The sequence below is a fragment of the Pseudoalteromonas sp. L1 genome, from assembly GCF_021728095.1.
In the GTDB taxonomy this organism is placed as follows: domain Bacteria; phylum Pseudomonadota; class Gammaproteobacteria; order Enterobacterales; family Alteromonadaceae; genus Pseudoalteromonas.
The window spans coordinates 195,773-210,871 of record NZ_JAKKCT010000001.1; the positions used below are offsets into that span (position 1 = coordinate 195,773).

The 15,099-nt window shown below is 41.3% G+C and carries 18 protein-coding genes; 14 read left to right on the forward strand and 4 right to left on the reverse strand.

The window, feature by feature from the left end:
* Positions 1-102 precede the first annotated feature (102 nt).
* The 3 genes from L3V38_RS00875 to L3V38_RS00885 all read left to right on the forward strand — a co-directional run bounded on the left by L3V38_RS00875 (position 103) and on the right by L3V38_RS00885 (position 1,768).
* Entirely contained in the window at positions 103-423 is a 321-nt protein-coding gene (locus L3V38_RS00875) for an HI1450 family dsDNA-mimic protein (protein ID WP_130150414.1), read from the forward strand.
* A gap of 71 nt (positions 424-494) precedes the next feature.
* The gene (locus L3V38_RS00880) at positions 495-1,277 is read left to right on the forward strand and encodes a DUF481 domain-containing protein (protein WP_237118744.1); all 783 of its coding nucleotides are present in this window, start codon (positions 495-497) and stop codon (positions 1,275-1,277) included.
* A gap of 14 nt (positions 1,278-1,291) precedes the next feature.
* The gene (locus tag L3V38_RS00885) at positions 1,292-1,768 is read left to right on the forward strand and encodes a hypothetical protein (RefSeq protein WP_130150416.1); all 477 of its coding nucleotides are present in this window, start codon (positions 1,292-1,294) and stop codon (positions 1,766-1,768) included.
* A gap of 70 nt (positions 1,769-1,838) precedes the next feature.
* Here L3V38_RS00885 and L3V38_RS00890 read toward each other — a convergent pair whose 3' ends face one another.
* Both L3V38_RS00890 and ygfZ read right to left on the reverse strand, forming a co-directional pair.
* Positions 1,839-2,324 carry a peptidylprolyl isomerase gene (locus L3V38_RS00890; RefSeq protein ID WP_054554327.1) on the reverse strand — a complete coding sequence of 162 codons (486 nt, stop codon included), beginning with the start codon at positions 2,322-2,324 and terminating at the stop codon, positions 1,839-1,841.
* A 12-nt stretch (positions 2,325-2,336) separates the two neighbouring features.
* Entirely contained in the window at positions 2,337-3,248 is a 912-nt protein-coding gene (ygfZ, locus tag L3V38_RS00895) for a tRNA-modifying protein YgfZ (protein ID WP_237118099.1), read from the reverse strand.
* Between the two features lie 120 nt (positions 3,249-3,368).
* Between ygfZ and L3V38_RS00900 the strand changes: the two genes are divergently transcribed.
* Complete coding sequence (locus L3V38_RS00900; protein ID WP_237118100.1) at positions 3,369-3,620, forward strand: succinate dehydrogenase assembly factor 2; 252 nt, start codon at positions 3,369-3,371, stop codon at positions 3,618-3,620.
* Positions 3,621-3,994: 374 nt separating this feature from the next.
* Here L3V38_RS00900 and nadB read toward each other — a convergent pair whose 3' ends face one another.
* Positions 3,995-5,617, reverse strand: coding sequence for an L-aspartate oxidase (gene nadB / locus L3V38_RS00905; protein WP_237118101.1), 1,623 nt, complete (start codon positions 5,615-5,617; stop codon positions 3,995-3,997).
* Between the two features lie 400 nt (positions 5,618-6,017).
* Between nadB and rpoE the strand changes: the two genes are divergently transcribed.
* From rpoE to pdxJ, 10 genes are all read left to right on the forward strand, one after another.
* Positions 6,018-6,599, forward strand: a complete 582-nt coding sequence (gene rpoE / locus L3V38_RS00910) for an RNA polymerase sigma factor RpoE (protein ID WP_036969086.1) — start codon at positions 6,018-6,020, stop codon at positions 6,597-6,599.
* Between the two features lies 1 nt (position 6,600).
* Complete coding sequence (locus L3V38_RS00915) at positions 6,601-7,227, forward strand: RseA family anti-sigma factor (protein ID WP_237118102.1); 627 nt, start codon at positions 6,601-6,603, stop codon at positions 7,225-7,227.
* A gap of 4 nt (positions 7,228-7,231) precedes the next feature.
* On the forward strand, positions 7,232-8,188 hold the full coding sequence (locus L3V38_RS00920) for a MucB/RseB C-terminal domain-containing protein (RefSeq protein WP_130150421.1): 957 nt from the start codon (positions 7,232-7,234) through the stop codon (positions 8,186-8,188).
* A 3-nt stretch (positions 8,189-8,191) separates the two neighbouring features.
* Positions 8,192-8,641, forward strand: a complete 450-nt coding sequence (locus L3V38_RS00925; RefSeq protein WP_130150422.1) for a SoxR reducing system RseC family protein — start codon at positions 8,192-8,194, stop codon at positions 8,639-8,641.
* A 70-nt stretch (positions 8,642-8,711) separates the two neighbouring features.
* On the forward strand, positions 8,712-10,499 hold the full coding sequence (gene lepA, locus L3V38_RS00930; protein ID WP_237118103.1) for a translation elongation factor 4: 1,788 nt from the start codon (positions 8,712-8,714) through the stop codon (positions 10,497-10,499).
* 25 nt (positions 10,500-10,524) lie between these two features.
* On the forward strand, positions 10,525-11,460 hold the full coding sequence (gene lepB, locus L3V38_RS00935; RefSeq protein WP_062569659.1) for a signal peptidase I: 936 nt from the start codon (positions 10,525-10,527) through the stop codon (positions 11,458-11,460).
* Positions 11,461-11,462: 2 nt separating this feature from the next.
* Positions 11,463-12,140 carry a ribonuclease III gene (gene rnc / locus L3V38_RS00940; protein ID WP_062569660.1) on the forward strand — a complete coding sequence of 226 codons (678 nt, stop codon included), beginning with the start codon at positions 11,463-11,465 and terminating at the stop codon, positions 12,138-12,140.
* A complete protein-coding gene (gene era / locus L3V38_RS00945) occupies positions 12,130-13,062 on the forward strand; it encodes a GTPase Era (RefSeq protein ID WP_130150424.1) in 933 nt (310 codons plus the stop codon). The genes rnc and era overlap by 11 nt, the downstream gene beginning before the upstream one ends.
* A 16-nt stretch (positions 13,063-13,078) precedes the next feature.
* Positions 13,079-13,765 (forward strand): DNA repair protein RecO, encoded by a 687-nt coding sequence (gene recO / locus L3V38_RS00950; RefSeq protein WP_237118104.1) that lies wholly within the window; start codon positions 13,079-13,081, stop codon positions 13,763-13,765.
* A 43-nt stretch (positions 13,766-13,808) separates the two neighbouring features.
* Positions 13,809-14,540, forward strand: coding sequence for a pyridoxine 5'-phosphate synthase (gene pdxJ / locus L3V38_RS00955; RefSeq protein WP_062569663.1), 732 nt, complete (start codon positions 13,809-13,811; stop codon positions 14,538-14,540).
* Positions 14,541-14,760: 220 nt separating this feature from the next.
* Here the strand turns inward: pdxJ and L3V38_RS00960 are convergent, their stop codons facing one another.
* The gene (locus tag L3V38_RS00960) at positions 14,761-15,087 is read right to left on the reverse strand and encodes a hypothetical protein (RefSeq protein WP_237118105.1); all 327 of its coding nucleotides are present in this window, start codon (positions 15,085-15,087) and stop codon (positions 14,761-14,763) included.
* Positions 15,088-15,099: the final 12 nt, after the last annotated feature.

Genomic DNA, 15,099 nt, shown 5'->3' on the forward strand with positions numbered 1-15,099 from the left:
CAGCGAAAAATAAAAAAGTCAGGGTAACCTGGCTTTTTTTTTGGTAAAACTCAAAAGAGGTTTGTTATCATAGCTTAATTCAAATATCAGAGGGTTTTGGTCATGGCTGGTCCACGCTTATACAGTGAAGAAGAAGTAACACATCAGGCGTATGATATATTTTTAGAATTAGCACCTGACAACTTAAGCGAGCAAGATATTGCTGACTTTAATGAACACCGCGAAGAGCTCGGTTTTATTGAAGAAGGTGAACCGGATAATCAATGGCAAGATTTTGTTGCATTAGAGATTGAACCTGAGCTGTTTGTGCAAGTCTTAGTAGGACTTGAGTTTGATAATCAAGATATTCTGTTTGCCAAAATTTTAATTAGCCGAGATAAAGATGCGCCTTTTTGTCATATTCTTTGGAAAGATAGCGAATAAATTTTCCGCCGATGTTTGATTTAATCCCGAGTTGCTTTTATACACTAAAACGTGCGCTTTTAGTCGCTTTTATGCTGACTAGCTGGCAGGTTGCCGCTGTTGATCCATTTGAAGATTTTCATGAGTATGGTCAGCTATCTGAAGAAGAAATCCATAAAATCCATAAGGGCGAGATGCTTTATGGGGATATGGAATTTGGCTTTATGATTAGTAGTGGTAATACACATTCAACCAGCTTTAAATATAAAGGTAACCTGTATCAGGATTTTGAAAAATGGCGTAACCAATTCAAAATAGACACCCTATATAAACGAGACCGTAATGACGAAACTGGTGATGATGAAGTTTCAGCTGATCGAATCTTTATATCAGGGCAGGGTAACTACAAGCTAAACGTTAAAAATGAATCTTTCTTTATTTATGCTGATTATGAAGAAGATGAGTTTAGTGGCTTAGAGTTTAAAAGCACTGTGGCTACAGGTTATGGTAATCGCATATACCAAGGTAGCAAGAACAAGGTTGATATAGATGTTGGGCCCGGCCTTTACCGCTCAGTTGCCGATGAAGATATGGCAACCGAAGAGGATGAAACTAAAACCGGCTACTTATTGCGCTTAGCTCTGCAGTGGGAGCGCACGGTATCTGCACGCACACGTTTTAACCAAGATGTAAGTTATGAGCAATCTATGTCTGGGTTAAACTCGCGACTAAAATCAGAAACCTCGCTGATCAGCAAAATCATGGGTGATGTATCGCTTAAATTTACCTATATGTACCGTTATAACTCAAAACCAGAGGAAGACAAGCTTAAGTATGATTCAGAGCTCAGTGCAACCTTTGTTTATAGCTTTTAATTAGAGAATTCTTTATGTATCAACATAAGCAATATGCACTATTTATCTTTATTGTTTTAGGCTGGATAGGCGCTTTTATTGCCTTAGCTTGGAATTTAATTGGCGCCGATATACCTCTTATGGTGTTTAGCGCAATTCTAGTGCTGGTGGGCTTTTTGTTCCATGGCTTAACAATAAAAGTAAGTGATAAAACGGTAAGTTGGGCATTTGGGCCAGGTGTGTTTGGTAAAACCGTTAGCTTTGATGAGATTGAGTCTGTTCGAGCGGTAAGTAACTCATTTCGGCATGGTGTAGGTCTGCGCATTACGCATGATGGGTGGGTTTATAGTGTTTCAGGGTTCAGTGCAGTCGAACTGGCAATGAAAGATGGTACATATTACCGTTTAGGCACCAATGATCAAGCTGGTTTACTTGCTGCGCTTAAAACGCATATAACTCAGCCTGAAGCTATGCCAAAAGCAAAGGAAGAAGTGAGCGCAGAACCTGAGTAAGTGATACGCTTCTGTAGGGCATAGTGTAGATATAAAAAAAGCGCCAATGGCGCTTTTTTTATAGTCAGGTTTAGTGGCTGTGACCACAACCACCTTCGCCGTGCACATGACCGTGTGCAAGCTCCTCTTCTGTGGCATCGCGTACTTCGAGTACTTCAACATCAAAGTGAAGCGTAATACCTGAAAGAGGATGATTACCATCGACAATCACGTCTTCATCTTGGATTTCAATGATCATGACTGATTGATCGCCTGCATCAGTTGTTGCTCTAAATTGCATACCTACTTCAATTTCCATGCCTTCGAACATCGACTTTGGCACTGCTTGCATTAGGTCGTCGTGACGCTCACCATAGCCTTGTTCTGGCTCTACAGTCACACTGAATGTATCACCGGCTTCTTTACCGAGTAGCGCGTTTTCAAGACCTGGGATTAAAAATCCTGTGCCCACGATAAACACCAGTGGTTCACCATCGAAAGAATTGTCGATGGTATTTTTGTTATTATCCAATACTGAATAATGCATTTTTACCACTTTGTTTGCTGCTACGATCATAGTCATTCCTATTTATTCATCTTCGAGAGAGTAAGGTAGAGCTTGAATTGATAGCTCAACCTGAGGGAGGTGTTTTGCACGTAATACGTGGCCTGTTTCATTGTCATTTGGTAAGACTACAAGGCCCACAAGAGTGTGCGTTTGTTGATTATAACTTTGGCTGATAAGCTTGCCTGCACGGCGCCAGTTTTCGCCCATTTGTGTTTCAAGCTCTAGTTCATCGAGTAAACCATCGGCTTTACCTGCGACGATATACATGGCGCGTTTATTTTTTCCGAGATACTTCATACGGGCGACGGTTTCTTGCCCTGTATAACAGCCTTTTCTGAAGCTAATACCACCTATAGCCTGTAAATTAACCATTTGCGGTACATATTCGCCAATAGCATCTTCATTTAAAGAGGGTTCAGCGGCAGTGATTGCTGCTTCTTGCCACATGCTGTCATTATCAAGTGCGGTGATATCGTCAGGTAAGCTAAAGTCATTATTTACCATCAATAATACGCGGTTTTCTGCAAGCTTTAGTGCTTTGCCTCCTGCAAAATCAACAGCAGTCTGAGTATCATTAAAATGGATATTCAATAACGCGAGGGTTGAGGTAAGATCTTCACCGGTTAAGCCAATAAGCGGTTTATCAGATTGCTCAATCTCAACTTGAGAGAATACAGCATACTTTTTTAATTCGACCAAAGATTGTGCTACCTCAGGTTTAGAGCCAACTAGGTAGTAGCTATCTTGGTATGTAAATAGCTTGAACACACCCCAAAGTTTACCTTTGGCATTACAGTGTCCTGCCCATAAGAAGTTATCGTTACTTAGCTTATTGATATCTTGAGTAACTTGCCCGTGAAGGTATGACAGCTTATCTTTACCTGAAAGGCTAATAAGCGTATGAGATAATGGGCATGCGTAAACAGTCGACATAAAAACCTTCTTTACGATATAAGTGAACCCTAATGATAACTTAGTTAGGGTGGCAATTTAAATAGCTGTTTATTCGATTGCAATTTGTTAAACTGCAGACAAATAAGTACGAGGTTTAAAATGACTGAAATTCACAGTAAAGAACGCATTCGTTGGGCGTGCCGCCGTGGTATGCTCGAACTTGATGTTTTATTCATGCCATTCGTTGAACAAGCGTTTGACTCACTATCTACAGAGCAGCAAGCTGTATTTCAACGCCTACTTGAGTGCGATGATCCTGATTTATTTGCATGGTTTATGGGTCACGAAGAATGTAAAGATGCAGAGCTCAAGAGCATGGTGACGCTTATTTTAGACCGAGTTCGTGTATAGGTTTACCGTCAAAAATAACTTCCCAGACCACAAACCTTTTGTGGTCTTCTTTTGTTTTCTAGCCCTATTATTATACTTTTCTTATAGTCATATCTTATCAGAGCTTTTAGCCTGTTTTGCTTGCCTTGTGATTGGTGTTGTTTGTTTTAAAAAAGTAAAACAAGCACAGCCCAGTGAGGGAGTTATTATTTTGCAGCAATCGCAGTTAGGTTTTTTTAATGAACAATTACAACTGCAAGGTAAAATAAGTCCCAAGAGCTATGTATTTGCAAATCATGTAGTTATAAGATTAATTGGCTTTTATCAATCACACTGGCTGATTATCTCGTCAGCCAGTGTTGATGAGCTAAGTTTTTCTCGTTTGCGACGAGCGGTTATTGCAGTGCAGCAACCAGCTTAGGTGTTAATATAGTCGGTGTGGGGTTTTCAGTTTGATTTGGGTAGTCGATTGTATAATGAAGCCCGCGGCTTTCTTTACGCTCAAGGGCACTACGAATAATCAGCTCCGCAACTTGTACCAAGTTACGAAGTTCTAGTAAGTTATTTGTAACCCTAAAGTTTGCATAGTAATCATGGATTTCTTGCTGCAGTAATTCAACGCGATGCAGTGCGCGTTCTAAGCGCTTGGTTGAGCGCACAATGCCCACGTAATCCCACATAAATAACCTTAGCTCATGCCAGTTGTGGGTTATAACGATTTCTTCATCTGAGTTAGTGACACGACTTTCATCCCATAAAGGTAATGGTTCTGGCGCAGGTGAGGTGTCAATTTTGCTTAAAATGTCTTTTGCCGCAGCATGGGCAAACACAATACACTCAAGTAATGAGTTACTCGCCATTCGGTTTGCACCGTGAAGACCTGTATAAGCGACTTCACCCACGGCATATAAATTATCGAGATCTGTTCGACCATTAAAGTCAGTCATGACACCACCGCACGTATAATGCGCGGCAGGGACGACTGGAATCGCTTCTTTCGTTATATCAAGACCAACACTTAAGCACTTTGCGTAGATAGTTGGGAAGTGCTCAATAATAAAATCTTTATCTTTGTGGCTGATATCTAAATAGACACAGTTTGCACCAAGGCGTTTCATTTCAAAGTCGATAGCGCGAGCGACAATATCACGAGGCGCAAGCTCTTCGCGCTCGTCAAAATCTTTCATAAAGCGTGTGCCATCAGGGCGTTTTAAATACGCACCCTCACCGCGCATTGCTTCTGTGATCAAAAAGTTTTGCAGCTCTGGGTGATATAAACTCGTCGGGTGGAATTGGTTAAATTCCATATTCGCCACTCGACAACCAGAGCGCCACGCCATCGCAATACCATCACCACTCGATACATCTGGGTTAGAGGTATATAAGTACACTTTGCTTGCACCGCCAGTTGCAAGCGCGACGAACTTAGCAGCAATCGTTTCTACTTTTTTATCTTCACAATTCCAGACATATAAGCCATGGATATGCTTTCCTTTTTTGCCAAGGCTTTTATCGCTGATCAAATCAATCGCATTGTAGTTTTCTAATAACGTGATGTTAGGGTGTGCTTGTACTTGGCTGATAAGTGTTGTTTGTACAGCACGACCCGTTGCATCAGCAGCGTGCAGAATGCGGCGATGACTATGGCCGCCTTCACGGGTTAGGTGAAAACGTTCTTTGCCCTTTGAGTCAAATTCCATGTCAAAAGGCACACCTTGCTCAATAAGCCACTTTAAACACTTTTTAGCGTTGCTTGCAGTGTAGTGAACCGCATCACGGTCACACAGGCCACCACCTGCATCAAGTGTATCCTCAACATGAGATTCAATGCTGTCATTTTTCTTATCAAAAACCGCCGCAATACCGCCTTGTGCATACAATGTAGAGCCTTCTGTAAGTGCCCCTTTACTTAATACGGTTACTTTACAGTGATTAGCGAGTGATAAGGCAAGGGAAAGGCCTGCGGCGCCGCTGCCAATGATAGCGACATCAGTAATGTGATGTTTATTTTGGTTCATGTCTGTGGTCTTAGCGGTTACAATGCTCAGCTGATAGTGCAAAAGTTTGAGCAAAAATATTTTGATATGATATATGTATATGTACCATATTTGCTGTAGCACTATTAGTTATTTTAAATGTTATACCAATCTTATTAGATTTTTTGTCATATAAACAGTGTACTATCAACTGTTTTGCACAAATGTAGAATAGCTTTGAATTAGAATAGCTGTTGATTTTAAAGCTATTTTTGAAGTTTTACGCAAATAAGAACGGTATAACTCAATATATTTGCATGCTATCTTATAAAAAAAACATTTTAAACTGAACTTTTATATTCATCGTGCAGTCAGAGTTTGTGTAAACAATGGCGAGTATATGAATAGCAAGCAAGAATCAAACAGAGGAGTACCGGCTCGAATGAGCGAGCAGGATTTGGATTTAGCGCTAGTTAAAAGGGTCCAGCAAGGAGATAAAAACGCCTTCAACCTATTAGTTAGAAAATATCAGAATAAAATCGCAGGCTTGATCTCACGTTATGTGTCGAATCAAGGTGATGTTGCTGATGTCGCTCAAGAAGCTTTTATTAAAGCTTATCGGGCGTTACCTAACTTTAGAGGGGACAGCGCCTTTTATACTTGGTTATACCGTATCGCCGTAAATTGTGCTAAAAATTACTTAGTTGCTCAGGGCCGAAAGCCCCCAGCGAACGATGTTGATGCAGAAGAAGCTGAGTTTTATGACAGTGCAGATGCAATGCGTTCTAACGCATCGCCAGAGAATCTGTTACTCAGTGACGAAGTACGTGCTGTAATTTTTAATACAATTGATAGTTTGCCTGAAGATCTGAAAACTGCGATTACCCTTCGAGAGATAGAAGGGATGAGCTATGAAGAAATAGCCGTGGTTATGGATTGCCCCGTGGGAACTGTACGTTCACGTATATTCCGTGCCCGCGAAGCGATTGATAATAAATTAAATCCATTAATAGGTGAGTCTTAGTATGACAAAAGCAGACGTTAACAAGTTGGATAACGAGCAGCTATCCGCGTTACTTGACGGCGAACAGCAACTAACCGATGAAGCGATAACAAAAGATGATGTCGCGACATTTGGTCGTTATGCGATGATCGGTGATGCAATGCGTGCTGAGGCAAATAACAGCGCTTTTAACTTTGATATTGCCGACGCCGTTGCAGATGCACTTGAACACGAACCTGTCTATGCCGATTTCGCGAATAAAACAAATACACCAAAAAGCGAAGAAATCGTGGCAGCAACAGGTACTGACAATGTTGTCGCATTTAACTGGCGCCGCCCATTTGCACAAGTTGCTATCGCAGCAAGCGTTGCAATGTTCGCGATAGTGGGCGTACAAACATTGCCGCAAAACAGTGAGTCACCTGAAAGTGACATTCCATTGCTACAAACAACCCCATTGACTGGCGTGGCATCACCGGTGAGCTACTCATCTGAACAGCCAGCGCTTGAAAATGCACAGCAAGGTTTGCGTGAGTTACAGCAGCAGCGAATTGGTGCACTTGTTCTAGAGCACCATAGACAAGCACGTGTTGCTTATTCATTAGAAAAGTCGCAAACTGAGGCCAAAGCCGAAGAGGAAAATCACTAATTTAATGAAAGTTATTACTTTTATTTTATCGCTGGTAATAAGTGCATCCGCTTTTGCCAGCGACGAAAACCCCGCCAAAGCATTATTATTAGATATGGCTAAAGCCGTTCATACCCGTAACTTTGATGCATCCTTTGTGGTCGTTAAAGGTCAAGCAATGGAGCCTTATCGCTGGTTACACGCAAAACAAGGTGATATTGAGCTTGAGCATTTAAGTTTATTGAATGGTGCTGGTCTTGAGATGGCTCGTGTGAACGATCAAGTTACTTATTTTGAGCCTCACTCAGAGCCTTACTCTGTCAAAACTGACTCAATTGCAGGACCTATTCCAGAGGTTTTGTTTAAAGATATTGAGCGTTTAAGTGCTCATTATGATTTCGTTCTTGGCGGAAAAGGCCGTATAGCTGGGCGTTCAGCGCAATTAGTTCGAATAGAATCAAAGGACGAGTTTAAGTTTAATTACTGGATTTGGCTTGATACTGAGTCATCATTATTACTTAAATCTGCTTACGTTAACCACAAAGGCGAAATGTTGGAACAATTACAGCTTACTCATATCAGTGTGACGGAGCAGCCAGCTCCCTTATTGCTTGAGATGCAAAACCGTGACTTTCCAACTCCCTTACCAGTGAGTGAAATTGACAATGAAAGCACAGGTACGGCGGTTAATAATTGGAAGATAGGCTGGTTACCTGATGGATTTAAACTGTTAAAATCTGATCGCCATAAGCTTGATTTAAACAATGAGCTAACAGATTATTACTTGTATTCAGATGGCTTTGTTGAAGTCTCTGTATTTGTTCAAAGACCATTGCCAGGCAAACGCCCCAGTGGTGCGCTTTCATCGGGTGCTACTACAGTCTATGTTCATAACAGTGGTAGCTTTGATGTGTCAGTTGTTGGTAATATTCCCGCTATGACAGCCAAAGCCATTGCAGAGTCGGTAGCGCGACCTCTTTAAACCATGATTGAACAAACACTCACTGTCGTGTCTGTAAAAGGCACGACAGCAAATTTAGAAGCAGAGCAAAAACAAGCCTGTGCAGGGTGTAATGGCCGTTGTGGCTCACAAGTCTTTGCCAAGTTATTTGGTACCGCTAAAAAAACATTTCCATATACATTCGATAATGAGCTAAAAGTAGGGCAAAAAGTGACCTTAGCATTGGATGATAGTCATTTAGTAAAACATGCAATGGCTGTGTATATGTTGCCACTATTACTTAGTTTAGGGTTCGCTTTAGCTGCTTTTGCAGTATTTTCGCTTGCTGAAGGGTGGCAAATTTTAGCGGCCTTGTTGGGGGGCTTAATTGGCTATGCAATAGCTAAATCAAGGGTTAAGAGCCTAAAACATGATATAAAAGTAATAAAAATTCACCCAATTACTATTCCTTTCACTCAAATAGATGGTGATTAAAGCCAATTAAATGTAAAATTGTCGCTTTATACACTTAGTCCATTTTATATAGAAGTTTAGAATCCAGTTTATGAAGCATATCCGTAATTTTTCGATCATCGCCCATATTGACCATGGTAAATCGACTCTCTCTGACCGTCTTATCCAAGTTTGTGGTGGTTTAACAGACCGTGAAATGCAGCAGCAGGTGTTAGACTCAATGGACATTGAGCGTGAGCGTGGTATTACCATCAAAGCGCAAAGTGTAACGCTAAATTATAAAGCGAAAGATGGCGAAACATACCAGTTAAACTTTATCGACACGCCAGGACACGTTGATTTCACATACGAAGTATCGCGTTCACTTGCAGCCTGTGAAGGTGCGCTTTTAGTTGTTGATGCGGGTCAAGGTGTAGAAGCACAAACCTTAGCTAACTGTTACACAGCAATCGAAATGGACTTAGAAGTTATTCCCGTTCTAAACAAAATCGACTTACCGCAAGCTGATCCACTTCGCGTTGCCGAAGAAATCGAAGACATCATTGGTATCGACGCCTTAGAAGCTGTTCGTTGTAGTGCGAAAACCGGTATTGGTATTGAAGAAGTGTTAGAGGTTATCGTTAAAGATATTCCGCCACCAGAAGGTGATAAAGACAAGCCTCTACAAGCATTAATTATCGATTCATGGTTTGACCCATACCAAGGCGTTGTATCATTAGTACGTATTAAGCACGGTGAGCTACGCGCAGGCGATAAAATTAAGATCATGTCGAATGACCAAGTTCACATTGCTGATAAAGTGGGTATTTTCACACCAAAGCAAACTAACACGGGCATCTTAAAAACCGGTGAAGTAGGCTTTGTCATTGCGGGTATTAAAGAAATCCATGGTGCACCAGTAGGTGATACCATTACTTTGCAACGTAATTCTGCTCCAGAGCGCTTACCGGGCTTCCAGCGTATTAAACCACAGGTTTATGCAGGTATGTTCCCAATTTCATCTGATGATTATGAGTCATTCCGTGATGCGCTTGATAAACTGAGCTTGAACGATGCGTCGTTGTTCTTTGAACCAGAGAACTCAACAGCATTAGGTTTTGGTTTCCGTTGTGGCTTCTTAGGTATGCTACACATGGAAATCATTCAAGAGCGCCTTGAACGTGAATACGATATTGATCTTATTACCACGGCACCTACGGTAATCTACGAAGTAGAAACTAAAGACGGCGTTAAGCAGATTGATAACCCATCGGATCTTCCTCCGGTAAATAATATTCTTGAGATCCGTGAGCCAATTGTTGAAGCTAACATATTAGTTCCACAAGAATTTTTAGGTAACGTAATTACGCTTTGTGTTGAAAAGCGCGGCGTACAAACTAAAATGAACTACCATGGTAAGCAAGTGGCGGTAACGTACGAATTACCAATGGCTGAAGTAGTCATGGACTTCTTCGATAAGTTAAAATCAACAAGCCGTGGTTTTGCGTCACTTGATTATAACTTTAAGCACTTCCAAGCGTCAGACATGGTACGTGTGGACGTACTAATTAATGGTGAACGTGTCGATGCATTAGCCATAATCGTACACCGTGATATCGCACAATCACGTGGTCGCCTATTAGCTGAGGCACTGAAAGATCTGATTCCACGTCAACAGTTTGATATTGCAATTCAAGCGGCAATTGGTCAGCATGTTATTGCGCGTACGACTGTTAAACAGTTACGTAAAAACGTAATTGCAAAGTGTTACGGTGGTGACGTAAGCCGTAAGAAAAAGCTTCTACAGAAGCAAAAAGAAGGTAAAAAGCGAATGAAGCAACTAGGTAACGTCGAAGTGCCGCAAGATGCGTTCTTAGCTATCCTTAAAGTTGGTAAATAATAGAAGTTAATAAAGGAATTAATGCATGGCGGGTTATTTTTCGATTTTTTTAGTGTTGTTAACGCTTGGCTCAGGGCTAATCTGGTTAATTGACCATTTTATGTTTGCACCAAAGCGTCAACAACGCATCGCCCTTGCTCAAAATGCGTCGGGCGGTGAGCTAGACGAAGAAACTGCCGCATTAATTGCGCCAGAACCAAGTATTACTGAAACGGCAAAATCAATCTTCCCGATGATCGCCGCAATTACAATTTTTCGTTCATTTATTTTTGAGCCGTTTCAGATACCATCAGGTTCGATGATGCCAACGCTATTGGTTGGTGACTTTATATTGGTTCAGAAGTACTCATATGGTATTAAAGATCCAGTATGGCGCACTCAACTCGTTGATGTTGATGAGCCAGAGCGTGGTGATATAGTTGTATTTAAATATCCTTTGGATGAACGTGTTGATTATATTAAACGCGCTGTTGGTTTACCTGGGGATAAAATAGTTTATCGCAATAAGCACCTTTATATCCAACCTAAGTGTGAGGATGGAGCAACGCAGCAAGGTGAGTTGTTGTGTAATGAATACAATAAAATTGATATGGAAATTCTCAATAGTGACGAATTCAAGCAAGGGTCTATGAATTTAGTTCGCTTAGATGAAAATCTAGGCACAGTGAATCATAACATCTTGATTAACCCTGAAGCGCTTGAAATGAAAGGCCGTTATTATCAACAACCAGGTACACGCTCAGATGAGTGGGTTGTTCCTGCTGATCATTACTTTATGATGGGTGATAATCGTGATAACAGCCAAGACAGTCGCTTTTGGGGCTTTGTGCCAAAAGAAAACCTGGTAGGTAAAGCCGTCTTTATATGGATGAGTTTTGAATTTGAAAATGGCCCAGATGACTTCTTACCAAGCTGGGTTCCAACTGGTGTTCGTTTTGAACGCCTAGGTAATATTCAGTAACGATGAAAAAAAACGTAACAGAGTTATACAAAAAAATAGGTTATACATTCACTGATCAAGCCTTGCTTGAACAGGCAATGACGCACCGTAGCCACAAAGGTCAACATAACGAACGCTTAGAGTTTTTAGGTGATTCTATATTGAGCTTTGTGATTGCGAATGCGCTTTACAGCAAATTCCCTAAAGCGCGAGAAGGTGACTTAAGTCGCATGCGCTCAACCTTAGTGCGTGGTCAAACACTGGCTGAATTTGGCCTTGAGTTTGGCTTAGGTGATTACTTGCGTTTGGGCCCTGGTGAGCTTAAAAGCGGTGGTTTTCGCCGTGAGTCGACTTTAGCCGACGCAGTCGAGGCCATTATTGGTGCCGTGTTCCTTGATTCAAACATTGAACAATGTGGTGAGTTGATTTTAAGCTGGTATGAATCGCGACTTGATGCAATTTCACCGGGGTTAAATCAGAAAGATCCAAAGACATTACTTCAAGAATACTTACAAGCGCGCAAGTTATCGTTACCAGGCTACACTGTTATTGATACAAAAGGTCAAGCGCACAATCAAACATTCACGGTTGAATGTATTGTTGAAGGGATGGATAGCATTATCTCAGTAGGTAGCTCGCGTCGTAAAGCGGAGCAAAAAGCTGCTGAAAAAGCCTTAAAGATACTTAAAAATGAATCTTGATGATTTAATTAGCAAAGAGCCTGCAGAGCTTGATACGCACTGCGGGATGATTGCCATTGTTGGCCGTCCAAATGTGGGTAAATCAACTTTACTTAACTACATTGTTGAGCAAAAGGTGAGTATTACCTCGCGTAAACCACAAACCACACGTCATCGTATTATGGGTATTCATACAGAAGGCAAATACCAAGCCGTGTATGTAGATACGCCAGGCTTACACGTTGACGAAAAACGTGCCATTAACCGTTTAATGAATCGTGCAGCATCAAGCTCAATTGGTGATGTGGAGCTAATCATTTTTGTGGTTGAAGGCACACACTGGAATGACGACGATGAGATGGTACTTAATAAAGTACGTCAAAGCGGTCGCCCAGTGTTATTGGTTATGAATAAAATTGACCAAGTTAAAGATCGTGATTTAGTACTGCCGCACATGCAGTTTTTGGGCGGTAAATTTGACTTCGTTGGTATCATGCCTGTCTCTGCAAAGCAGGGAAAAAATATTGAACTCATCAAAGATGAAGTGAAAAAGCGCTTACCGCTTTGTGAATTTTATTTCCCTGAAGACTATGTCACAGACCGTTCAATGCGCTTTATGGCGGCAGAAGTGATCCGTGAAAAGCTGATGCGTTTTATGGGTGATGAGCTTCCATATTCAGTGACGGTTGAAATCGAGCAATTTAAATGGCAAGAAAACGGTGTTTGGCAAATTAATGGTCTGATCCTCGTTGAGCGTGAAACGCAAAAGCGCATGGTCATTGGCAATAAAGGCGAAAAGCTTAAAGTGATTGGCCGTGAAGCTCGTAAGGACCTTGAAGACATGCTTGATAATAAAGTGTTCTTAGAGCTTTGGGTAAAAGTGAAATCAGGCTGGGCTGACGATGAGCGTGCACTACGTAGCCTTGGCTATGGTGAAGACTAAGTAAAGCCTACACGCCATGGATAGCGAATTCTACACAGCATACTTGCTGCATCGACGTCCTTTTAGTGACTCGCAAGTCATGCTAGATATGCTGGTAGAAGGCGTTGGTCAGCTCAGAATGCTGGCTCGTATTAGTGGCCGCTTGGCCACTAAACACAAAGCACAACTGCAACCCTTCCAATCACTGCTGGTTAAGTACAGCGGCAAATCAGATTTAAAATACATTAATCACTTTGAACCCCATGACGCCCAAACTATGCTTACTGGCACCGAGCTCTATTGCGGTTTCTATTTGAACGAATTAACTAATCGTATCGTACCAATCAATGAGCCGATGGAAAGTGTTTATCATCTTTATAAGCAGCATTTAGACGAGTTATCGACAACTAAAAACCTACAAGCTGTGCTGCGCTCCTACGAGTTTCAGTTACTTGAAATGCTTGGTTATGGCGTTGATTTCAGTGTGGATGCGCAAGGGGATGAAATTAACGATGCAGCAAATTACCAGTACTTTGCTGAATACGGCTTTTTGTTGCATGACGACCCCCACAGTGGCTTTTCTGGAAAGCAATTAAATGCTATTGCTGCCCATGACTTTAGCGCGCCAGATGTGTTATATATGGCAAAGCAATTAAGCCGATATCTACTTAAGCCTTTACTTGGCAAAAAGCCATTAAAAAGCCGTGAGTTATTTATTAAGTAGGCTGAAACTCAGCCATGAATCGTTGTTTTAAACAGGTAAAAAAATGAAAGATATTCTTCTTGGTGTAAACGTTGATCATATTGCCACTTTACGTCAAGCGCGTGGCACAAGCTACCCAGATCCAGCCCATGCGGCCGCGGTTGCTGAACATGCAGGTGCAGATGGCATTACCATTCATTTACGTGAAGACCGTCGTCATATTCAAGATCGTGACGTGTATGTAATGGCAAAGACGATTCAAACACGTATGAACCTTGAAATTGCCGTGACTGATGAAATGATTGATATTGCCCTTGAAGTGAAACCAGCTTATGTGTGTTTGGTGCCGGAAAAGCGTGAAGAGCTTACTACCGAAGGCGGCCTTGACGTAGTGGGTAACTTTGAAAAAGTAAAAACAGCGACAGAAAAACTAACAGCAGCGGGTATTAAGGTGTCGTTATTCATTGATGCCGACAACGCGCAACTTGATGCTGCAAAAGCCTGTAATGCGCCTTATGTTGAAATTCATACCGGTGCTTATGCTGATGCAGAAAATGACCAAGCGCTTCACACAGAGCTTGAGCGCATTCGTAGTGGCGTACAATATGCCGATAGCCTTGGCTTAATCGTCAATGCGGGTCATGGCCTTCATTACCACAACGTAAAACCGATTGCAGCAATGCCAGAAATCTACGAGTTGAATATTGGTCATGCAATTATTGCTCGTGCAGCAATTGATGGTTTAGAAAAAGCAGTGAGCGATATGAAGCGTTTAATGATTGAGGCGCGTTTATAATTGAGCTTTAGTCACTGAGTTTTAAAACGCGGAGCATGTTATACCAATCCGCAATAATACTTAATCATTTTGAGGGATTAAACCTGTTGCTACCAGCGTTAAAAATTTCTGATTTAGAACAACTAAATAACGAAATTTTTGCCTTGTTATCAACGAGGTTTTATTGCCTCAAAATAGACCACTTAATTAAGCGAATTGGTATTAAAACTGCTCCGCGTTTTTATTTGAGCAAATAAATGATCAACTGTGCAAGCACTGATGATAACAAGGGAGAAAGACATAGCAGGGTGGTTAAATACTGGTGCTTTTTCTTATAGTTCTGCAATACTTCGTCACCCAATGTCGATAGCTCTCCCTTTCTAATTGAATGAAAAATAATGGAGTTTGGTTTCTCCTTCGTTAACCTTGCTTTATTGTTATAGTTTTGCCATTGCTGTGTGTAGTTAGTCTTTACGTAATTATTAGCGACTTTGCTTAGCTTAGTATAAAGATGAAAAAACCAAGTGAGCGAAATCGCACTAAAGACGATAAGTAAAACAAAATACACAACAGGTTCCTT